Source organism: Acidovorax sp. BoFeN1 (assembly GCF_003345135.1).
GTDB classification, from domain to species: domain Bacteria; phylum Pseudomonadota; class Gammaproteobacteria; order Burkholderiales; family Burkholderiaceae_C; genus Acidovorax; species Acidovorax defluvii.
The window spans coordinates 13,998-35,316 of the sequence record NZ_QOZT01000035.1; the positions used below are offsets into that span (position 1 = coordinate 13,998).

The window sequence follows — 21,319 nt, forward strand, 5'->3', positions numbered from 1 at the left end:
GCAGATCGCCCCCATGCCAGAAACACCCCCCCCGACACCTGCCCAGTGCTTTACGCCCCAGGATACGGACGCCCTCTGGAAACTGGTCACCACGCCGCACCCGGTGGTAGGGAAAGCCCGCCATCTGGGGGAGGCCCTGTTGCATGCCGGCATCATCAGCGAAAGTGCCCTGCTCGACAGCCTGCGGGCCCAAAAGAGCGATCAGGAAAGAGGCATCCGGCGCCAGATCGGCCAGATCCTGGTGGACCAAGGCGAGGTGACGCCAGAGCAACTCAAGCACGTCATCGGCAGCTGGCTGGGCGAATACATGGTGAACCCCGCCCACCTGACGCCCGATGCGGTATCGCTGGCGCTGGTGCCCCGCGCGGTGGCCGAGCGCGAATCCGTGCTGCCGTTGCTGGCACGCGAAGACGCGCTGGTGCTGCTGATGGCAGACCCCTACGACCGCGTGCTGCTCGACGAACTGCGCTTTCTGACCCAGCGGCGCCTGATTCCGCTGCAGGCCGCGCCCGGCACCCTGATGCCGGCCATCTCCAAGGCCTACAGCGTGCATCTGCAAACCCCGGCGAGCACGCCACCGGGCGCAGGTGCGCACCGGCCCTCCGTGCCCACCTCGCGGGCCACGTCGCAAGAGCTCGCCGTCAACCTCACCACGACGGCCCCCGACAGCGAATCCGAGCAGACCGACGTCATCAGCGAGTCAGACAACACCCTGGTGCGCCTGATCAACTCGGTGATTGACGAGGCCATCAACCACCGCGCTTCCGACATCCACATAGAAACCGAGCCCGCCCCGCAGAACGTGCGCGTGCGCCTGCGCATCGACGGGGAACTGACGCCCTACCTTGAGCTGCCCGCACGCTTTCGGTTTGCCATGGTGGCCCGCATCAAGATCATGGCCAGCATGGACATCTCCGAGCACCGCAAGCCGCAGGACGGGAAGATCGACTTCTCGCGCTTCGGCGGCCCGCCCGTCGAGCTGCGCGTGGTCACCGTGCCCACCTCGCGCGGTCTTGAAGACGTGGTGCTGCGCCTGCTGGCTGGCGCCAAACCCCTGCCACTGGAAGCCATTGGCCTGAGCCCGGCCAACCTGGTGGCCATACGCGGTGTGATGAAAAAGAGCTACGGCCTGGTGCTGGTGGTCGGCCCCACGGGCTGCGGCAAGACGACTTCGCTGCACTCGGTCATCCGCGACATCAACACCGCCGGGCGCAAGATCTGGACAGCCGAAGACCCCATCGAAATCACCCAGAGCGGCCTGCGCCAGGTGCAGGTGAATTCCCGCATCGGCTGGACCTTTGCCGCCGCCATGCGCACCTTTTTGCGGGCCGACCCGGACGTCATCATGATCGGTGAAATGCGCGACGAGGAAACCGCGCGCATCGCCATCGAAGCCTCGCTCACGGGGCACCTGGTGCTGTCCACACTGCACACCAATTCGGCGCCCGAGAGCATTGCGCGGCTGCTCGAAATCGGGCTGGACCCGTTCAACTTCTCGGACTCGCTGCTGGCCATTCTTGCCCAGCGCCTGGTGCGGCGCCTGTGCACCGCCTGCCGCGAGCCCCGGTTGGCCGACGAGGAAGCCCTGAACGACCTGGCCTCGCAATACCTCGCCAGCGGCACCAGCAATACGCCCGAGGCGCGCTCTGCGCAGGTGGCACGCTGGCGCAAACAATATGGCGACGCCACGGGCGCTTTACAGCTGTGGCGCGCGGTAGGCTGCAAGGAGTGTGAGAACCACGGTTACCGCGGACGGCTGGGCATCCATGAGCTGATGATCAGCGACGATTCCATCCGCCAGCACATCCGCCGCAGGGCCCCCGCCTCGGACATCCGGCACTCGGCGCTGGCGGCCGGCATGCTCACCCTGCGGCAGGACGGCATCGAAAAAGTGCTGCAGGGCCTGACCGACATGCCCGAAGTGATTGGCGCGACCAATCTGTGATCGACTTAATGCCAAATACGCCTCTAGCCCTTATGGGTAAAGCGCAAATAGCTATATAAATAATAGCATTTCATGCACACATGATCCCTGCGGCGCAGCACCCTGGCGGGGCCGCGGGCGGCTACGGTGCCCCGGCGGCCCCTGGATGCTTGCGCAACCGGCGGTGCAGCGCGCCCCAGCCCTGTTCAACAAGCCTGTGCAGCCACGAGCATGTTGAGCAAATCGCTGATGCGCACCGGTTTGTTAAGCACGCAGGCAGCCCCCAGGGCCTGCAGGCGCGTCGCGGCGTCGGGCTTTGCATCGGCCGCCAGCACCACGACCCGGGCATCCCGCGCCGTGGCGAACCGGCCCAGCCGCAGATCGCCGAGCAGCTCCAGGGCCTGCTGCTCCTCGTGAAGATCCAGCACCAGGCCGTCATAGGCCTGCGCTGCCAGCAGCGTGCGGGCGCGGCCCACGCTGCTGGCCTCATGAAAATCCACCATGCCGAGATCGCGCGCGACCATGACGATGGTGCGCCGCAACACGAACTGCGGCTCGACCAGCAAAATCCGGGGCAACAGCGCGGTCATTCGTCGCCCTCTTTTCCGGCCAGGGTCTCGTTTGCCAAGCGGCGCAGTGCATCCAGAATGGACAGCTCCACCGGCCCCAAGGTGCGCGGCACGGTGTCGATCACGCACAGCGTGCCAATGTGGTGCCCGCTGGGGGCACTGAGCGGGGCACCGGCATAAAACCGGATGTGGGGCTCACCCGTCACCAGGGGGTTGTCGGCAAAGCGGGGGTCGCTGCTGGCGTCCTCGACGACAAACAGCTCTGGACTCATGATCGCGTGCCCGCAAAACGAGATGTCACGCGGGGTTTCTGTTGCCTCCAGGCCCACGCGCGACTTGAACCACTGGCGTTGCCCATCCACCAGCGTCAGCAGGGCAATCGGCACGTTCAGTTGCTCGGCCACAAATCGGGCGAGGCGGTCATAGCGCTCTTCGGGCGGTGTGTCCAGCAGCAACAGGTCGCGCAGGGCATTCAGTCGGTCGGCCTCGTCGGCGGGTACGGGTGCGGGTGTCATGGTAAATCCTGGGGTAAATCGTGCGGCGATGGGAGTGGAGGTCAGGTCGTCGGGTTCAGCCCAGCAGGTACGCCATCTGGGCGAGGTCGACCACCACCAGGTTGGCGTGGTCCACCGCGCCTTTGGCATTGATCAGCCCGAACTCGCCCATGGCGCCCATGCGCATGCCGCTGCGCCGCGCGCTGTGGGCGGGCAGCCAGTCCGTCAGGCTGTGGATGGCGATGCCCAAGGGCGCCGTCGTGCCGCCGGGCGCCTGGACAAGAACCGCCAGCTGCGGGTCTGCGAGTCCCTCCGACCTGGCGATGGCGGGCAGGCTGACGAGGCGAACCGTCTGGCCACGCCACGCCAGAAAGGCCGGTCGCCCCGACCGAAGGTCTTCCCTTGCCTGGGCGGGCAGTTCCACCACCCCCACAATGCCATCGACCGGGGACGCATAGCGTTGATCCGCATCGAACACCAGATAGGGCAAGGGCTCGGTGGCGTCGGGTTGCACGGCGCCGCCGGGAGCATGCAACGGAGCCGGCGCACGCCGGCTGATGGATGCCTCGGGTGTCAGGCCAAAGAGTTTGGCGACATCCAGCACCTGCAGCCTGGCGCCGTCTGGCAGCAGCGCCACGCCCGCCAGCAAGGGGTCGCCGGGTATGCTGGCCACGGCAGCCTGCGGCAGATCCAAAAACTGCTGGCACTCCGACACCGTCAGCCCCAGCAGCAGCGGCCCCTGGCCCAGCATCACCATCCACGGCGCGGACTGGCGATCGCTGGCCTGGCGGCCCTCGCTGATGTCCACCAACGGCAGCTTGCGGCCCTGCCACTGGCCGATGGCCCAAGTGCGCTCCTTGGGCCCCAGCGCCAGTTCGGTGGCGGGCACGGGCACCACACGCTCCACGGCGCTTACCGGCACCGCCCACTGCTCCACACCGATCCGGAATACCGCGTGGCGTTGTGTTGTGCCCACCTGGTGCGGTGCAGGGACTGCCGGTGCGCCCGTGGCCGCTGCGTCGGCGGGCTCCACCTGTGCCTGCTCGCACCAGGCCTGGCCCAGTCGCATCAGCCGCGCCACTTCCAGAATGCACAGCGTCGGCGCGCTGGCTGTCGCGGGCACTACCGACTCGAACAGTTCGTTGTCATCGGGCGCGTGGTGCACCCGCCGGATATCGGCCGCCGCCACGGCCTTCACGCCCAGCACCGCGTCCACCCGTATGCCCACCAGGCCACCCGCCTGCTGCAGCACCAGCAGTCTTTGCAATGCAGCGGCACCGTCGTCCCGGGTCTCCAGCGGCACCCAGCGCTCCAGCGCCACAATCGGCACCGCCGCACCGGCGACATCGGCCACGCCCAGCAAGCCGCCGCTGCGGCGCGGCAGCGCTGTCAGGCCCTGGGGCGGCAGTGGCAGGGCCTGCCAGACCTGCTCGATGGGAATGGCGATGTCGCAGCGGCCCACGCGCACATGCACATGCTGCACAACCCCAAGCGGGGCGCTGGATGGGGACTGGATCACGTCGTCCACCGCGCAGCTCAAGTCGCCTTGCGGGGGCTGCCGCTGCCCTGCAGGTCTTCGAGCAGGCGGGCCACGTCCTGGGTCGAATGCTCCTGCTCTTCGGTGGCACTGCGGATCTCGCTGATGGAGCGCGTGGTGTTTTCCACCGCGCCCAGAATGCGCGAGAACGCTGCATCCACATCCTCGGACAGGCGGCTTCCCTCCGAGACCCGGATCACCGTCTGGTTGATCAGCTTGGCGATCTCGCGGGCTGCCAGCGACGACTTTTCTGCCAGCTTGCGCACTTCGTCTGCCACCACGGAAAAGCCCACCCCTTGCTCGCCAGCGCGCGCCGCCTCAATGGCCGCATTGAACGCCAGCAAGTGGGTCTGGCTCGAGATCTCGCTGATGGTGTCGACGATTTCATGGATGTCGGACGACGACCGCTCGATGGCGATGATCGCGTCGCGCGAGCGGCGCACCAGCTGGCTGCCCTCGCCCGCCTCGCGCTGCGTCTGCTCGGCCAGCTCGGTGGAGCGGCCCGCGCTGCGCGCCAGCTGCTTGATCGATCCACTCATTTCCTGCAGCACGGCGGTGATGTCGTGCACCTTTTGCGCCACCGCGCGCTCGCGCTGCACCTGGGTGGTGATGTCAATCGCATACTTGACCACCTTGTAGGGCCTGCCATCGACATCGAGGATGGGGTTGTAGGTGGCCTGAATCCAGACCTCGGCCCCATGCTTGCCAATGCGGCGGTAGCGCGCGCTCTGGAACTTGCCCTCGCCCAGATCGGCCCAGAAGTCGCGGTAGGCCTGGCTTTGCACCAGGCCCGGCTCGCAGAACATGCTGTGGTGCTGCCCCTGGATTTCGGCCAGGGTGTAGCCCATGGTGCGCAGAAAGTTGGGGTTGGCCAGCAACACGTTGCCCTGCATATCAAACTCGATGACCGCTTGCGACAGGCCAATGGCATCAATCTTGCCCTTGGTCTCGGCGGACGATGTCATGTCGTGTGTGATGTCCACAGCGAACTTGACCACCTTGTAGGGCTTGCCGGTGACATCCAGGATGGGGTTGTACGAGGCCTGCAGCCAGATGTCGCGGCCATCCCTGGACAGGCGGCGAAACCGCCCGGCAATGAAGTCACCACGGCCCAATCGCTCCCAAAGGCTCGCGTACTCATTGGACTGGGCAAACTCGGGCTGGCAGAACATGCGGTGGTGCTGGCCCACCACGTCCTCACGCCGGTAGCCAAAGGTTTGCAGGAAGTTCGCATTGGCGTCCAGCACCCGGCCCGTCAGGTCGAACTCGATCACGGCCTGCACGCGGTCAATCGCCGCCATCTTGCCCTCAAAGTCTGCCTGCTGCACCCGCTGCGCGGTGATGTCGGTGGCCAGCTTGACCACGCCCACCATGTGGCCCTCAGCGTCCCGCACCGGGTTGTACGAGGCCTGCAGCCAGACCGGCTTGCCCGCCTTGGTGATCCGCAAAAACACATCCTCGCGCACCTGTCCGGCGCGCAACCCATCCCACAACGCCCGATACGCCTCGCTGCTGGTCACCTCGGGCGGGCAAAAAATGCGGTGGTGCTGCCCCAGAACCTCGCTGGCGCTGTAGCCCATCAGGTCCAGAAACAAGCGGTTGGCCCGCAGTACCCGGCCCTCCAGGTCAAATTCGATCACGGCTTGCACATGCTCCAGCGCAGCCAGCAACGCCGCTGTGCGTGCGGCCTCTTGTGGGGCGGTAGCGGGCGTATCCATTGAATTATTCATGGGAAGAAATGCCTGTTGTTGGGGCAAAGCGCCACTGACTGGGCGGCTTTGGGGGTCATTCAAGGTTGGTGGCACTTGCAAACAGCTGCCGCCCAAGGCATGCAGCGGGCCCGCAATTGCAACCATATGAAACAATTTCTCAGTATGGCGCAAATTTGCTTTTCCGGCATGGACAGCCATTGGCAACCGTAGCCGCCAGCAGGTCACTGAAGAAACTGCAACCCGGCCACCTCCAAAACTACACTGGTGCCCTGTGCTGTGAAACCGTGTTTCCACGCGGTCGCCAGTCGGTGGAACCCGCTCTGAAAATGTGTTCTGCCTGTTGAGCCTTTGTTATCCGTTACCTGCCCACCCCATGCTCCGCTACCTCACCATCCCCGTTACGGCTTTTCAACAAAACTGCTCCCTCGTCTGGTGTGATGCCACCCGGAAGGCGGCCGTCATTGACCCCGGGGGCGATCTCGAAACGCTACTGGCCGAAATCCAGCGCTTGGGCCTCGCCCTGGAGCAGATCTGGCTCACGCACGCCCACATCGACCACGCCGGAGGCACGGGTGAGCTGGCCCAGCGCCTGCAACTGCCCATCGTCGGCCCGCACCCGGGCGACCAGTTCTGGATCGACGGCCTGCCGCAGCAAAGCGCGATGTTCGGGTTTCCGCCCGCGCAGCACTTCACCCCCACGCGCTGGCTGCACGATGGCGACCAGGTGCAGATCGGCAACGAAACGCTGAACGTGCGCCACTGCCCGGGCCACACGCCGGGCCATGTGGTGTTCCATGCGCCGCAGATCGACCGCGCCTTTGTGGGCGACGTGCTGTTTGCCGGCAGCATCGGCCGCACCGACTTCCCCCAGGGCAACCACCAGCAGCTGATCGACAGCATCACGCAGCGCCTGTGGCCCATGGGCGATCAGACGGTGTTCATCCCGGGCCACGGGCCGGAGAGCACGTTTGCACGCGAACGCCAAAACAATCCCTATGTGGGCGGGACCTGAATGGTCCATCACATTCCTGTTTTTATAGCTGCTAGCGCTTGCCCAATAAGCGCTACAGGCCATTTTGGTCATTTTTTTACACCACAACACACTGCCCCGTGGGTGCAGGCATGCGGCTGCCACGCTGGTGTGCGCTGCACCCACGCCCTCGCCACCGCCCGGCAAAAGCACTGCCCACTATGATGTTGCTCTTTGTAAACAACATGTGAGCACCCGGCAGACGCCTCCCTCTGCCCGCCCTTTGTGCCATGAACACCACTTCCATTCCGATTCCGCCCCTGGAACCGCAGCGTGGCTCCAGCCTGGTGGGCAAGGCCTACTGGGTCATGCTGCAGCGGGTGACGCTGATTGCAGCGGCTATCGACGTGGGATACATCCTGCTGTTCATGGGGCTGGGCTCCCGGCCCCTGGCCATCGTCAATTTCCTGAGCATTGCCATGTACCTGGGGGCCTATCGCCTCATCCAGAAGCGCTACAACGCCGCCGCGCTGGTGCTGATCTGGGTGGAGGTGCTCGGGCACGCGGCACTGGGATCGCTGCTGATTGGCTGGGACAGCGGATTTCACTATTACCTGCTGCTGTTCATCCCCGCCATCGTGGTCGCCAACACGCGCGGGTATGCCGCGCCCATGGTGCTGGCCCTGCTGGCGTATTACCTGGGCCTGCAGGCACTGTGCAGCCATTGGGGCCCGCTCGATCCACTGCCCGTGCGCAGCGTCCAGGTCGTGAACTGGATGCACATCTGCCTGGTGTTTGCCATGTCGGCAGCGCTGGCGGCCGTTTACCGGCGCACCATCCTGATTGCCGGGAGCCGCCTGCGCAAGCAGGCCACCCAGGACCCGCTGACCAGCCTGGCCAACCGCAGCCACTTTGAAGCCCTGGCCGCCCATGCGCTGGCGCGCAGCCAGCGCGATGGTGCGCCGGTCACGCTGCTGCTGTGTGATGCGGACCTGTTCAAACGCATCAACGACCAATATGGCCATGCCGTTGGCGACGCGGTGCTGGTGGCCATCGCCAACGTGCTGGCCGCCAACCTGCGCGACGGCGATGTGCTGGCGCGCTGGGGCGGCGAGGAGTTTCTGGCACTGATGCCCTACTGCCCGCTGGAGGCCGCCTGCGCCACGGCAGAGCGCATCCGCGCCGCCATCGCGCAGGCGCCGCTGGACGTGGCCCAGGCCCCCATCGCGCTGACCATGTCCTTCGGGGTGACCCAGGTGCGCAGCACCGAAGACCTGCACACTGCCATTGCGCGTGCCGACAAGGCGCTGTACCAAAGCAAAAACGCGGGCCGCAACCAGGTGAGCGTGGCGTAAGCCAGGGCAGATCGTGCCCCTGAAAATTGGGTGAAATCAGTCTATAACGCTTTAAAAACAAGCGCGAGAAGCTATTAAAACAATAGCGTTTCGAAAGATGCGCGCCCTTACCCGTTGCGCCGCGCGGCCTCGTACAACCCCTGCACCCTGGGCACGTTCTGCTCCAGCTCACGGATGCGTGCGGGCCCCGAGGGGTGGGTGGACAAAAAGGCCAGCCCCCCCTGCTTGCCGCCGGTGGCGTTGCCCATCTTTTGCCACAGGCTGACGGCGGCGGACGGCTGGTAGCCCCCGCGTGCGGCCAGCTCCAGCCCCACCAGATCGGCGTCGCTTTCGTCCGAGCGGCTGAACTGCAGCGTGAGCAGCTGCCCGCCCAGGCTGGCGGCGACGTTGCCCAGATCGCCCAGGCCCAGCAACTGCGAGCCCAGGCGCAGCGCCAGGTTGGTGCCCTGTGTCTTGGCGATGCGCTCACGCGCATGCTCGCGCAGCGCGTGGGCCATTTCGTGGCCCATGATCATCGCGGCCTCGTCGTCGGTGAGCTTGAGCTGGTCAAGGATGCCGGTGTAGAACGCAATCTTGCCGCCGGGCATGCAAAAGGCGTTGACCTGCGAGCTGCCGATGAGGTTGACCTCCCAGCGCCACTGGCGGGCGCGGTCGTTCCAGGGCGCAGCATGGGGAATCAGCCTTTTGGCAATGGCATGCAGGCGCTGCAGCTGCGGGTGCCCTGCGGGTGCCAGGGCACGCTGGGCCTTGGCCTGCTGCAGCATCTGCTGGTACTGCTGGGCGGCAGAGTTCTCCAGCGTCTCGGCGGGCACCAGCTTGCGCAGGCTCGATGCCGAACCCACCTCCACCTGCGCCAGCACGGGCGCGGCGGCGCTGGCACCCGCAGCCAGCAGGAAGGCGCGGCGCGCAGACCACGGGGAAGACGGCGCTACGGAGGGCGGGGGGCAGAAGAGGCACATGCAGGAATAATAGACAAAAACCGCCCGGCCCCATGTCAGACACCTCCCCGACCCCACCCCGCTCCCCCGCCGTGCGCACCCCCTGGCTGCAAACCCTGCGCGTGTACCTGGAGCCCGCCAGCCTGCGCATGCTGACGCTGGGCTTTTCGGCAGGCCTGCCGCTGTTGCTGGTGCTGGGCACGCTCTCGTTTCGCCTGCGCGAGGCGGGCATTGACCGCAGCACGATCGGATATCTCAGCTGGGTGGGCCTGGCCTATGGCTTCAAATGGCTGTGGGCGCCGCTGGTGGACCGCATGCCGCTGCCGCTGCTCACGCGCTGGCTGGGGCGGCGGCGCAGCTGGCTGCTGCTGTCGCAGGGCATGATCGTGGCAGGCCTCGTGGGCATGGCGCTGGCCGACCCGCGCCTCACGCTGGGCCCCATCGTGTGGTGCGCGCTGGCGGTGGCGTTTGGCTCGGCCACGCAGGACATTGCGCTGGACGCCTTTCGCATCGAATCGGCCGACGCCAACCATCAGGCGGCGCTGGCCGCCTCGTACCAGACCGGTTACCGCCTGGCCATGATCTGGGCCGGCGCGGGCGTGCTGTGGATTGCGGCACGCGCCGAGGTGGCGCCCGCTGTGGCCCAGGTGGTGGGCCAAGGGGTGGGCCAGGCGCTGGCCCAAGGTGCGGCCGCCTACCAGAACGGCGCCTGGCAGGCGGCCTATCTGGCCATGGCCGCGTCGATGTCCGTGGGCGTGGTCACGGTGCTGTTCTCGCGCGAGCCGGTGCCCGTGGTGCTGCCACCCGCCAAAAATGCCGCCGAATGGATCAAGGGCGCCGTGGTCGATCCGTTTGCCGATTTTCTGGGCCGCTACGGCTGGCAGGCCGCGCAGATTCTGGCGCTGATTGCCGTGTACCGCATCAGCGACGTGGTGATGGGCATCATGGCCAACCCGTTTTATGTGGACATGGGCTTCACCAAGGACGAGGTGGCGGCCGTGACCAAGGTGTACGGCGTCATCATGACGCTGGTGGGCGCGTTTGTGGGCGGCGTGCTGTCGATGCGCCTGGGGGTGATGCGCATCCTGATGCTGGGCGCCGTGCTCAGTGCCGGCAGCAACCTGCTGTTTGCCTGGCTGGCAGGCCATGGGCACGACGTGACGGCGCTCATTGCCGTGGTGTCGGCCGACAACCTGGCCAGCGGCATTGCGTCGGCCGCCTTCATTGCCTATCTTTCAAGTCTGACCAATGTGAGCTACTCGGCCACGCAGTACGCACTGTTCAGCTCGATGATGCTGCTGCTGCCCAAATTTGTGGCGGGGTTTTCGGGCGACTATGTCAACAGCTTTGGCTACGCGCAGTTCTTCACGGCCACGTCCTTGCTGGGGCTGCCGGTGCTGGGGCTGGTGTGGCTGGCATCACGGGTCAAAACACCCCCCAGCGCTTTACCTTAAAGCGCTAGCAGCTATTAAAACAATAGCATTCAAACCCCTGCCGGGTGGCGCGGTTTACCGGAACTTTACGGCCGCTTCAACACTGCGCGACGCCTGCGGGCCACCATGGAGCCCTGCCCCCATCGGCTCCACCGCCCCCACTACACTGCCACGATGAGCTCGCACCTGTTGATGATCGAAGACGACGCCCGCCTTGCACAGATGGTGGGCGAATACCTGGGCCAGTCGGGCCTGCATGTCACGCACCGCGCCGATGGCGCAAGCGGCCTGGCGCAACTGCAAGGCCCTGATGCGGGCCCCTTGCCCGATCTGGTCATCCTCGACCTGATGCTGCCCGACATGGACGGCCTGGACGTTTGCCGGCGCATCCGCGCGCTGCAGGGCCCCGCGGCCCAGGTGCCGGTGCTCATGCTCACCGCCAAGGGCGACCCCATGGACCGCATCATCGGCCTGGAGCTGGGCGCCGACGATTACCTGCCCAAACCCTTTGAACCGCGCGAGCTGCTGGCCCGCATCCGCGCCATATTGCGCCGACGCACCGACGGTGGCAGCCCGCCCGCCACACAGGCCCTGCGCTTTGGCACACTCGAGATCGACCGCGACGCCCGCACCGTCACCGTGGCAGGCGAGCTGGCCGATCTCACCTCCTACCAATTTGACCTGCTGGTGGCGCTGGCCGAGCGCGCGGGCCGTGTGCTCACGCGCGACCAGATCATGGAGGCCGTGCGCGGCCGCGAGCTGGAGGCGTTTGACCGCTCCATCGACGTGCACATGGGCCGCATTCGCGCCGCCATCGAGGCCGACGCCAAGAACCCGCGCCGCATCCTCACCGTGCGTGGTGTGGGCTATGTGTTTGCAAAGCAGCAAGACTGAGCCGTGAAACTCTCCAACCCCTTCGCCCGGCGCCTGTCCCTGCGCATCTGGCTGACCGTGGTGGTCGGCATGGCGGTGCTGACACTGGCTGTGGGCTGGGCGTGGCGCGTGGCGGTGGAGGAAAACAGCCTGAACCAGCCCACCGCGCCTGGGCGCGAGATGGTGCTGCGCGGCCCCGACGGCCAGGCCGTGGTGCGCGGCTATGCGCTGCGCGAACCGGGGCCGCCGGGCGAGGGCATCAACTTTCGCATCCAGACCGACACGGGCGAAAAGTACACCATGGAGCTGGGGCCCAAGCCCCCGCGCGAAGACCGTCGCGAAGAGCGCCGTGGCGAACGCCGGGCCCACGGCATACAGCCGCCCGGCAGCCCCCCCGGTGGCGGGCCCGACCGCACAGTGGCCTTCTGGCTGCGCCCGCCATTTGGCTTTGTGTGGATGCTGGGCATCATGGGCGTGGCGGTCGCCCTGGGTGTGTACCCTGTCATCCGGCGGCTGACGCTTCGGCTGGAAGCCCTGCAGCGCAGCGTGAAGAAGTTTGGCGAAGGCGACCTGTCGGTGCGCGTGCCGGACACCGGGCAGGACGAAGTGGCCGACCTGGCCCGGCAGTTCAACGCGTCGGCCGAGCGGATCGAAACCCTGGTGAAGTCGCACAAGTCCCTGCTGGCCAATGCCTCGCACGAGCTGCGCTCGCCGCTTACCCGTATCCGCATGGGGCTGGAGCTGATGGGGGGGCAGACGCCATCGCCCACTTTCCGCGCCGAAATCCTGCGCAACATTGCCGAGCTGGACCAGCTGGTGGATGAAATTCTGCTGGCCAGCCGCCTGGACGCCCGCGAGGCCGACGTAGGCACCGTGGAAGACGTGGATCTGATCGGCCTGGCCGCCGAAGAATGTGCCCGCGTGGACGCGGACCTGGACGTGAGCGCCGTGCCCGAGGGGCTGGAAGTGCGCGGCATCTCCAAGCTGCTGCGCCGCGCCATTCGCAACCTGCTGGAAAACGCCCGCCGCTACAGCACGGGCGAAATCACCGTGCAGGTGCTGCGCAGCGGCGCCCTGGCCGAAGTGCGTGTGTGCGACCGCGGCCCGGGCGTGCCGCTGGACCAGCGCGAACGCATCTTCGAGCCCTTCTACCGCCTGCCTGGCGCCAGCGAACGCTCGGGCGGCGTGGGCCTGGGGCTGGCGCTGGTGCGGTCCATCGCCGGGCGGCACAACGGCAGCGTGCATTGCGAAGACCACGCCGGTGGCGGTGCCTGCTTTGTGCTGCGCCTGCCATTGGCGCTGACGAAATAAAGCCCGCCCCACAAACTCAACGGGGCCGCAAAGGCCAACGCCACACCATCACCGCGTACAACACGGCACCCAGCACCAGGGCCGCCGCAGCCGCCACCAGTCCCTGGGTAAAGCCCTGGCTGGGCGTGGCGGCGCGGTGCAGCGTCCAGGCCACCATGGGGGGGCCAATGATCTGACCCAGACCGTAAGCGGCGGTGAGCAGCCCGGTGAAGCTGTCCCCCGCCGATGGCCACACCCGGCGCGCCTCTTGCAAGCCAAAGAACGTGATGGCGGTGAACGGCAGGCCCAGCAACCAGCTGTCCAGCGCAAACCCGCCCACGCCGGGCCACACCAGGCTCAGACCAATCGCAGCGGCCTGCAGCAGATAAGCCACCAGCAGCAGCCAACGCCGGTCCCACGCCACTGGCGCGCGCGTGGACAGGGCGGCCCCCATGGCCACACCCATGCCAAACAGAGGCCAGAACAAATCGGGCCACACCGAGCCAGCAGGCAAGGCAGCGCGCGCAATCACCGGCAAAAACGTAGCGGTGACGATGTAGCCCAGCCCCGCCAAACCATAGGCCAGCGTGAGAGCGCCGCGCGCTGCGGGCCCCAGGCCGGGGGGGTTGGCCACAGGCGCGGAGCTGGCTGCAGCAGCCGCCTGCGGCAACCCCTGCACCACAGGCCACACCAGTGCACACAGCCCCACACACAGCAGGCCAAACACCGCCCAGCCCGCCGCAGCGGGCCAGTGCCACGCCACCATGGCGCTGGCCGACAAGCCGGTGAGCGCAATGCCCAGGCCCGGCCCGCTGAAAATCAGCCCGCCCAGCGCGGGCTGCCCCAGCGCCACCAGGCGCAACATGCACCAGGCGGCAATATTGAGCAGCACCACCGCACTGGCCACCCCGGCACCGAACCGCAATGCCGCCCAGGCCCATGGCAAGGGCAACGCCATGGCCAGCGTGAGCAGCACCGTGGCCGCCAGCCCCCAGCGGGCCAGGCGTGCCGGGTGCCAGCGCTGGCGTGCTTTCAGAGCCACCCAGGGCAGCGCCATGCAGGCCAGCGCCCCCAACAGGTAGCCCACATAGTTGGCCGTGGCCAGCCAGCTGCCGTCCACCAGGGTGATCACGCCATCGCTCAGCATCATGGGCAGCAGCGGCGTGAAGGCAAACCGGCCAATACCCATGGCCGCCGCCAACGCGGCCATGCCCGCCAGGGCGACCACGTAGGGGCGGTCAGACAGGGCGCGCGGGGCCGGAGGCTGGGAGGGGTTCGGCATGAAAAAGAGCTCCACGAAGGCAGAGGGAATGCGGGATGTCTCGCTTATTATTCTCCAAAGAGATATATTTTTAGAAAACCATCTTTTAAAAAGAACGTTTGGATGGATTTCACCGCACTCGAAATCTTCAAGGCCGTGGCGGCCGAAGGCAGCGTGACCCGCGCGGCAGAGCAATTGGGCCGCGTGCAGTCCAACGTGACCACGCGGATTCAGCAGCTGGAAGAGCAACTGGGCACGCCGCTGTTCTTGCGCCAAGGGCGGCGCATGGTGCTCACACCGGCCGGCGAATCCCTGCGCGGCTACGCCGACCGCCTGCTGGCCCTGGCCGAAGAGGCCCGCCAGGCCGTGCGCCCGCAGCAGCCGGGTGGGCGCCTGCGCCTGGGCGCCATGGAAAGCACGGCCGCAGCGCGCCTGCCCCAGCCGCTGGCGCAACTGCATGCCCAGTGGCCCGACGTGGTGCTGGACTTGTCCACCGGACCCTCCCGACAACTGGTGGAGCAAGTGGCCGCCCACACGCTCGATGCCGCCCTGGTCGCCTGGCCACCACCTGGGCTGGAAACCGATACGCCGGTGGAACGCACCCCGGTGTTTCAAGAATCGCTGCTGCTGGCCCTGCCCGCGCACCACCCACCGGTGCAAAGCCCCGCCGATTTGCAACTGCACACACTGGCCGCCTTCACACGCGGCTGTACCTACCGACACATCGGCGAAGCATGGATGCAAGGCGCCAGCGGCACAGCGCCCCAGGTGCTGGAGCTGGCGTCGTACCACGCCATCATCGCCTGCGTGGCGGCGGGGCGCTGCGCGGGTGTGGTTCCCCAGGCCTTGTGGGACTTGATGCGCGAGCCCCCGGCCCTGCGCCTCGCGCCCCTGCAGAGCTGCGACACGGTGCTGGTGCGCCGCCGCGGCTACCAGTCGCCCGCGCTGGATGCGCTGCTGGCCGCACTGCAAGGCACACAACAGCCCTCTTCCGCCTGGATTTCATCGCCCTGATCCCGCCTCTGCCCTTCAAAAGAGCCTGCCCATGACCTCTTCACTTCTCCAGCGCCTTGGCATTGCATTGCCCATCATCCAGGGCCCCATGACGGGCTCGGACACCCCCGCCCTGGCCGCCGCCGTGTCGGCCGCAGGTGGGCTGGGCATGCTGGGCTGCGGCATGCGCTCGCCCGCCGCCATGGCCGAAGCCGCTGCCGCCGTGCGCCAGCAAACCGACCGGCCCTTTGGCATGAACCTGTTTGTGCAGGCCACGCCCGACCCCGACGAGGCCACCGTGCAAGCGGCGATGGAACGCCTGGCGCCGCTGTACGCCGAGCTGGGCCTGCAGCCCCAGCGCCCCACGCAATGGTGCGAAGACTTTGCCGCCCAGTTCGAGGTGCTGGTGGCCCTGCGCCCGGCGGTGGCAAGCTTCACCTTCGGCATCTTGGACGCCGCCCAGGTGGCCCGCCTGCACGCGGCCGGCTGCCTGGTCGTGGGCACGGCCACCACCGTGGCCGAAGCGCGCGCCTGGGCCCAAGTGGGGGCCGATGTCGTGTGCGCCAGCGGCACCGAAGCCGGAGGCCACCGGGGCACGTTCCTGGGCGATTTCACGGCAAGCCAGGTAGGCACCCTGGCGCTGGTGCCGCACTGCGTGGACGCCGTAGATATCCCGGTGATTGCCGCGGGCGGCATCATGGACGGCCGGGGCATTGCAGCTGCACAGGCGCTGGGCGCGCAGGCCGTGCAGATGGGCACGGCCTTTCTGGCGTGCCCGGAATCCGGCATCGGCCCCGCGTACCGGCAAGCCCTGGCCCAGGCACAAGACACCGACACGCGGCTCACCCGAGTTTTCTCCGGCCGTCCGGCGCGCGGCATTGTCAACGCGATGATGGAGGCTCTGGCCGCCGAGGAAGACCGCGTGCCCGCCTACCCCGTGCAAAACGCGCTGACAGGCGCACTGCGCCGCGCAGCGGCCGCACAGGGGCGCACCAGCCACCTATCGCTGTGGGCAGGGCAAGGGGTGGGGGCCGCCAGGCCAGTGCCAGCGGCGCGGCTGATGGCGTTGCTGGCCCAAGAGTGGCGGCTGGCTGCAGCCTCGGTTGCAGCCAAAGCAATCTGAAAGCCTGTTTACTATATTGTGCGAGTCGCACAAACGCGTTGTAGAGGCGGGCTCGCTGGCTCTCGCTCTGCTGCAGATGTGCCGCAATTGCTTTGCGCTCACTCACCCTCACCCACCAAGTAACGCGCAGCGACACTGCCGCGAACGTACAGACCACGATCCAGGTAATGATCCAGGCGCTTGCGATCAGGCGCACGTAATTTGATCAGAGGGGGCAGATCGCCGGTGACTCGGGAAAACAGCAAGCGCAACTTAAGCGGCGTGCGTCCCCAGCGACCCAGCACATGCAGGCGAAAAGGCCCATCCTCTGCACGAGCAAGGGCCAACCGATAGCCACCACGGCTGTGCAAGATGTATTGCAGTGCCAAGTGCATGCTGAGGTAGTCAGGCGAGTCGATGTGCTGGCGCACAGTTTCAAATACTCCCTTGTCTTTCAAATGGTCGATGTACTCTTGACCGCTGCGGTGGATGACCTCGGTGGTGAACTCATGTTGCCAGTCTACGATCAGTCTGCTGCCGGGCGGGGCTGCCATGAACCAGTTTTCCACCACCGGGTAAGCAGCATCACGGGTATGGCGCTCCAGGTAAAAGCCCATGAATTCAGCGGGTGTGCGTATGTACTGCGTCAACACCCAGTCCAGGGAGCGTGTGAGGATGCTGCTGGCATCCACCCAGATGCCTCCGTAACGGCGCAGCAATTCCAGACGAATCCAGTCGGCGCGTTTCGCATGCGATGCACTATCGAGCGCAGCCGGAATTTCTGGGATGTAGTCCAACACACTGGTTTCATTGAGTATGCGAAGACTGAACCCTTGGTTGGTGCGCTGCCAGTTGTCGAAGCAACGTTGAATCAACGCAGGTGGCGCGGCACCGTTCCAGTAGGCCCAGACAATGGGCGGAATGGGCGGAATGGGCACGGGGGGCTCGGCCAAGGGAGCTGGTGGCGAAATGCCCTGGGCAGCAGGAATGTCGTGCAGCACGAATCCGGGCGCAGTGCAGTCTTCGAGTCGGCGTGGCCAAAGGGAGTAGAACAAGTGTAGGCCACGCGCGAGCCAGAGCTCGCCGCGGGTCTTGAGAGAAAGGGAATGCACAGCGCTGGTTGCAGAACTCATACAGATCGGTGGGCATAGGCCCGGCGGAATTTAAGCCAACGAAACCACCAACCACGTTGCACGTAGGCCCGTAGTAACGCACCAGCAGTAAGTGGAGAGGCCGAAGCGAAGTCCGCACGCAGGCGTTGTGCTGCAACATCTAGCTCCGCACTGGATGCCTCGGCTTTTTGAACAAAGCGCATGGCTCCGTGCAGATTGCGCGCGCATTGGTGGGCCATGGCAAATTGCAGCCCAGCGTCGGCCAGTTCTGAACGCCCTGCGAGCGCCTGGTGCAACGTGAGTAGGGCAGCCGATTGGTCAAAGGCTTTGGCGAGCGTCATCGTTGCCAAAATACTACCGCCTCGTTGGCGGTAGGCGACCCAGGGCTGCGGCATGTAGTAGTAGCTGTTGGCACGGATCAAGGCCAAGGGCATGGTTGCCATGTCTTCAAAATAGCTGCCCTCGGGGAATCGAACGCCATCCACCCACAGTGCTCGGCGGGTGATTTTCGACCACGCATGCAGCTGCCCTGTGGCCAAGAGGCCACGCAGCAGGCCTGTGGGGCCATACTGAAGTACATGTGAGGGTCCGTCGAAAGTGTGGCGGTGCGCCTCGCCACGCAACCGATGTTTGAGGCGAGGCTTCTCGCGCCAGATTTGAAAGTCGCACAGCACCGCATCGGGGCCGTGCGCCTGCACAATCTGGTGCAAAGCTGGGATGGCGCCGGGCAGTAACTTGTCATCAGAATCCAGAAACCAGATGTACTCGCCTTGGGCTGCACCCAACATGGTGTTGCGCGCGGCACTCAGACCTCTATTGCGGTCGTGCTGCAAGAGACGCAAGCGGCCTGGCCAGCGGGCCCGTAGTTGGTCAATGGTCTCTGAGGACCCGTCGGTGGAGCAGTCGTCCAGCAACAAGACTTCCACACTGCCGTCGTCTGGTGCTTGCTCCAGAACCGATGCAACGCACTCGGCCAGGTAATCGCGCACGTTGTATACGGGGATCAGCACGCTCAGCCACGGTGCCATCGGGGCTATGGTCATAGTACGGGTTTCTCCAGCAAACTACCTAAAAGAGCCTCGTACCGGTCGGTCATCGTGTTCAATCCGTAGCGCTGTAGCACCTCCGCGTGCGCGGCGGCAGCCATGCGTGCAGCGTCCTGAGGTTGGTTCAACAGCGTGGCGAGTGCGTCTGCCAGGGCCTGTGGGTTGGCGTGTTCCACCAGCAGTCCGGTGCGCCCGCTGTCGACGACCTCCTGCACACCAACCACCTGGCTGCTGACCACCGCACAGCCAGCAGCCATGCCTTCAATCAGCGACAGCGGCATGCCTTCGTAGTGGGTGGACAGCACGCAGATTTGGTGCCCCTTGAGCAACCCCGGTACGTCGTTGCAATGCCCGAGGAAGGTCACCTGGTCTGCCAGCCCCAGCGTTTGGGCCAGGCGCTCGGCGGCACGCCGCGCACTGGCCTTGCCCCCACCGGCCAGCAGCACTGGCGGCCTCAGCCCACGGGTGCGCAGGAGGGCCACCGCCTGCAACAAGGTGGCATGGTCTTTTTGCCGCGCAAACCGCGCAGCCATCACGATGCCGGGAATGCGCTGTACAAACGTATGCGCCGAGGCATTGGCATAAGGCTCCAGGCGGATGCCATTGGGAATGGCATGCACACGGTCTTGCGGAAATCCATACCCCAGCAACGCACTGCGCACCCCTTCAGAGCACCCCACGATGGCATCGGTACGGCGGGCCAGCCAGCGCGCCTGCACCAAGCGCCAGGCGTTGTAGCGCTCGCGGGAGTTGTGCTCGACATGCACCAAGTGCCGCACACCCGCCAGCAGCCCCGCATAGCGGCCCCAAAGGTGTTCGCTGTAGCCATGCGCGACCAGGATGTCCGGCTGGAATCTTCGGCACAAAGAGGCAAGCGCCCACACCGTGGCGGCATGGGACCAGCCAGGCACCAGCTCCACGCGCAAGCCGTCCGCCTGCAGCGCACGCACTCGCTCAGGCAACGTGGTTCGCTTGCGGCGCAGCACCAACAAGGCATCGAAGCGGCCCGATGCACCGTGCGCTCGAACCAAATCCACCGCCACCTGGGTGGCACCAGAAAATCCACCCGTCACAAAATGCAGCACCTTGGGCCGCTGGCGCCGTGGCAGCGTCACGACACCGCCCTTTCAGACTGCGCAGCGCCGCTCGGCAGCTGCTGCAGACCGAGCAGCGCGCCCCAAACAGCCATGTTCATGAAAAGATAAAACATGATCCCGCTGTTATGGGCAAAGAACACCTGCGTGAGCCCAAAGCCCATGTACAACACAGGAATGCACAGCCCGGACAGACGCACAGCCACCATCTGCGCCTTCAACGGATCTGGCAGGCCTGCCGTGGCCTGGAGCCGGCGCCGACTGGGCCAAAACAGCGCAATCGGCACCCCATAAAAGATCAGCAGCACGCCCACACCCACCAGGCCCGTTTTCACAAAAACATCCAGCACCTCGTTGTGTGCATAGATGTATTCCATGATGGCCGGTTGGTATTGGCCTGCCGCCACGCGACGGGCTTTGTCTTGCAAATAGCCCGCCATGCCCCAGCCCGTCAAAGGCTTTTCACGCCCGGCATCCCAGGCATAGCGCCAATGCTCCAGCCGCTGCCCCACCGAGTTGTCTGCCTCCCGCTGGGCGCCATAGACCTGCACCTCATGGCGCATGAGATGCCAGCGTGTCTCCACCATCTCCCAGTTCAGCGCTGTCACCAACGTCAGCGCCACCAGGATGCCCGCCAAAATACGGAACAACCTGCCTGGGCGCAGCCGCTGAAACAGTACAAGCACCAGCGGAATCGCCAGCAGCAAGGCCAGCCAGCCCCCCCGCGACTGCGACAACATCGAGGCATTGAGCGCGGCCAACACTGCCAACACCGCCACGGCCACGACAGCGCGTGAAAGTTGCCGATACAGCGCCATGGTCTGCACCGCGAGCATGGCGCCCAGCAGCAGCACCAGGTTGCCCCACTGAATGGCGTTGGTGCGGTTTGATGGAAAGCCCGACGCACGCGGTGCGCCCTCCACATGCACCTGCCACAGAGCCACGCCGCACACGCCAATGCAGCCGATCAAAAGCCCCCAAAACAACGCACGCGCACGCGGGGGAAAGGCCGCGATGAACAGCAGGCAAGGCACGGCAAGGGCGAATTTCAGCGACCGATCGAAACGCCCCCAGTTCTCACGCGGATCTGACAGTGCAAACCACAGAAGCGCCATGCCCAGCATGGCCAGCGCCAGCACCACCGTGGCGCGATCTGGCCGCACGGTCGCCCAGCGCGGCAAAGAGAACAGCGCACCCAGCAGCAGCAAAACCGCACCGTACGAATAGCCAGAGGCCACCGACAGCGCCAAGGCCGGGAGCAAGAACGCCACCAGCGTGGCCAGTTGCCGCTGCCAAGGCGATGGGCCAAGAAAAGACAGAAGGTGCATGAAAAACTTGCGTGTCGGCAAGCGCGCCGATAGATATTAGATGTGACCCGTGCAGGCACATGGAAGTGCCTCTGAAGAACCCGTAAAGCGCCCTTTACGACACAAACCTGCGCTGCGATCAACGCAACCCAGAGGCCGAAGTGCAAAATCCTTCATTGCATTTTTCCACACTTCGGGGCTCCGTATCCATGACACGCCAACTTCCCGCAGCCGCGTTCCGCATCGCCTACCAGCTGCTGGCACGACTGCAGCCGCACCGTGCGGCGGCCTACACGCCCCCAGCCCCCC

General features: G+C 65.9%; 18 protein-coding genes. 8 read left to right on the forward strand and 10 right to left on the reverse strand.

Annotated elements, in window-relative coordinates; genetic code table 11:
- Positions 1–13: 13 nt before the first annotated feature.
- Positions 14–1,945, forward strand: a complete 1,932-nt coding sequence (locus DTW89_RS09920) for a GspE/PulE family protein (RefSeq protein WP_114655827.1) — start codon at positions 14–16, stop codon at positions 1,943–1,945.
- Positions 1,946–2,130: 185 nt separating this feature from the next.
- Here the strand turns inward: DTW89_RS09920 and DTW89_RS09925 are convergent, their stop codons facing one another.
- Genes DTW89_RS09925 through DTW89_RS09940 form a run of 4 tightly spaced genes read right to left on the reverse strand, consistent with a single transcriptional unit; the run spans position 2,131 to position 6,254 of the window.
- Entirely contained in the window at positions 2,131–2,514 is a 384-nt protein-coding gene (locus DTW89_RS09925) for a response regulator (protein WP_114655814.1), read from the reverse strand.
- Positions 2,511–3,008, reverse strand: coding sequence for a GAF domain-containing protein (locus tag DTW89_RS09930; RefSeq protein WP_114655815.1), 498 nt, complete (start codon positions 3,006–3,008; stop codon positions 2,511–2,513). Before DTW89_RS09930 ends, DTW89_RS09925 begins: the two co-directional genes overlap by 4 nt.
- A 55-nt stretch (positions 3,009–3,063) precedes the next feature.
- Positions 3,064–4,515, reverse strand: coding sequence for a chemotaxis protein CheW (locus DTW89_RS09935; protein WP_114655816.1), 1,452 nt, complete (start codon positions 4,513–4,515; stop codon positions 3,064–3,066).
- Positions 4,516–4,523: 8 nt separating this feature from the next.
- Complete coding sequence (locus DTW89_RS09940) at positions 4,524–6,254, reverse strand: methyl-accepting chemotaxis protein (protein WP_024813714.1); 1,731 nt, start codon at positions 6,252–6,254, stop codon at positions 4,524–4,526.
- 355 nt (positions 6,255–6,609) lie between these two features.
- Here DTW89_RS09940 and DTW89_RS09945 point away from each other — a divergent pair, with 355 nt between their 5' ends.
- Positions 6,610–7,248 (forward strand): MBL fold metallo-hydrolase, encoded by a 639-nt coding sequence (locus DTW89_RS09945; RefSeq protein WP_114655817.1) that lies wholly within the window; start codon positions 6,610–6,612, stop codon positions 7,246–7,248.
- A 248-nt stretch (positions 7,249–7,496) separates the two neighbouring features.
- The gene (locus DTW89_RS09950) at positions 7,497–8,561 is read left to right on the forward strand and encodes a GGDEF domain-containing protein (protein WP_114655818.1); all 1,065 of its coding nucleotides are present in this window, start codon (positions 7,497–7,499) and stop codon (positions 8,559–8,561) included.
- Between the two features lie 107 nt (positions 8,562–8,668).
- On the opposite strand, the gene DTW89_RS09955 is transcribed toward DTW89_RS09950, so the two are convergent.
- Positions 8,669–9,520 (reverse strand): M48 family metallopeptidase, encoded by an 852-nt coding sequence (locus DTW89_RS09955; protein WP_114655819.1) that lies wholly within the window; start codon positions 9,518–9,520, stop codon positions 8,669–8,671.
- 32 nt (positions 9,521–9,552) lie between these two features.
- Here DTW89_RS09955 and DTW89_RS09960 point away from each other — a divergent pair, with 32 nt between their 5' ends.
- From DTW89_RS09960 to DTW89_RS09970, 3 genes are all read left to right on the forward strand, one after another.
- Entirely contained in the window at positions 9,553–10,953 is a 1,401-nt protein-coding gene (locus DTW89_RS09960) for an AmpG family muropeptide MFS transporter (RefSeq protein ID WP_114655820.1), read from the forward strand.
- Between the two features lie 153 nt (positions 10,954–11,106).
- Positions 11,107–11,826 (forward strand): response regulator transcription factor, encoded by a 720-nt coding sequence (locus tag DTW89_RS09965; RefSeq protein WP_114655821.1) that lies wholly within the window; start codon positions 11,107–11,109, stop codon positions 11,824–11,826.
- Positions 11,827–11,829: 3 nt separating this feature from the next.
- Positions 11,830–13,116: a HAMP domain-containing sensor histidine kinase gene (locus tag DTW89_RS09970; RefSeq protein WP_114655822.1), complete on the forward strand. Its 1,287-nt coding sequence runs from the start codon at positions 11,830–11,832 to the stop codon at positions 13,114–13,116.
- Positions 13,117–13,132: 16 nt separating this feature from the next.
- Here DTW89_RS09970 and DTW89_RS09975 read toward each other — a convergent pair whose 3' ends face one another.
- The gene (locus DTW89_RS09975) at positions 13,133–14,377 is read right to left on the reverse strand and encodes a YbfB/YjiJ family MFS transporter (protein WP_114655828.1); all 1,245 of its coding nucleotides are present in this window, start codon (positions 14,375–14,377) and stop codon (positions 13,133–13,135) included.
- 102 nt (positions 14,378–14,479) lie between these two features.
- Here DTW89_RS09975 and DTW89_RS09980 point away from each other — a divergent pair, with 102 nt between their 5' ends.
- Both DTW89_RS09980 and DTW89_RS09985 read left to right on the forward strand, forming a co-directional pair.
- Positions 14,480–15,370 (forward strand): LysR family transcriptional regulator, encoded by an 891-nt coding sequence (locus DTW89_RS09980; protein WP_114655823.1) that lies wholly within the window; start codon positions 14,480–14,482, stop codon positions 15,368–15,370.
- Positions 15,306–16,472, forward strand: a complete 1,167-nt coding sequence (locus tag DTW89_RS09985; protein ID WP_114655824.1) for an NAD(P)H-dependent flavin oxidoreductase — start codon at positions 15,306–15,308, stop codon at positions 16,470–16,472. The genes DTW89_RS09980 and DTW89_RS09985 overlap by 65 nt, the downstream gene beginning before the upstream one ends.
- Before the next feature lie 98 nt (positions 16,473–16,570).
- Here the strand turns inward: DTW89_RS09985 and DTW89_RS09990 are convergent, their stop codons facing one another.
- From DTW89_RS09990 to DTW89_RS10005, 4 genes are read right to left on the reverse strand one after another with little or no spacing between them, the layout of a single operon-like run.
- A complete protein-coding gene (locus DTW89_RS09990) occupies positions 16,571–17,584 on the reverse strand; it encodes a glycosyltransferase family 32 protein (protein WP_201740981.1) in 1,014 nt (337 codons plus the stop codon).
- The gene (locus tag DTW89_RS09995) at positions 17,581–18,591 is read right to left on the reverse strand and encodes a glycosyltransferase family 2 protein (RefSeq protein WP_114655830.1); all 1,011 of its coding nucleotides are present in this window, start codon (positions 18,589–18,591) and stop codon (positions 17,581–17,583) included. The genes DTW89_RS09990 and DTW89_RS09995 overlap by 4 nt, the downstream gene beginning before the upstream one ends.
- A gap of 11 nt (positions 18,592–18,602) precedes the next feature.
- The gene (locus DTW89_RS10000) at positions 18,603–19,724 is read right to left on the reverse strand and encodes a glycosyltransferase (protein ID WP_236637093.1); all 1,122 of its coding nucleotides are present in this window, start codon (positions 19,722–19,724) and stop codon (positions 18,603–18,605) included.
- Positions 19,721–21,031, reverse strand: coding sequence for an O-antigen ligase family protein (locus tag DTW89_RS10005; RefSeq protein WP_114655825.1), 1,311 nt, complete (start codon positions 21,029–21,031; stop codon positions 19,721–19,723). The genes DTW89_RS10000 and DTW89_RS10005 overlap by 4 nt, the downstream gene beginning before the upstream one ends.
- Positions 21,032–21,319 lie beyond the last annotated feature (288 nt).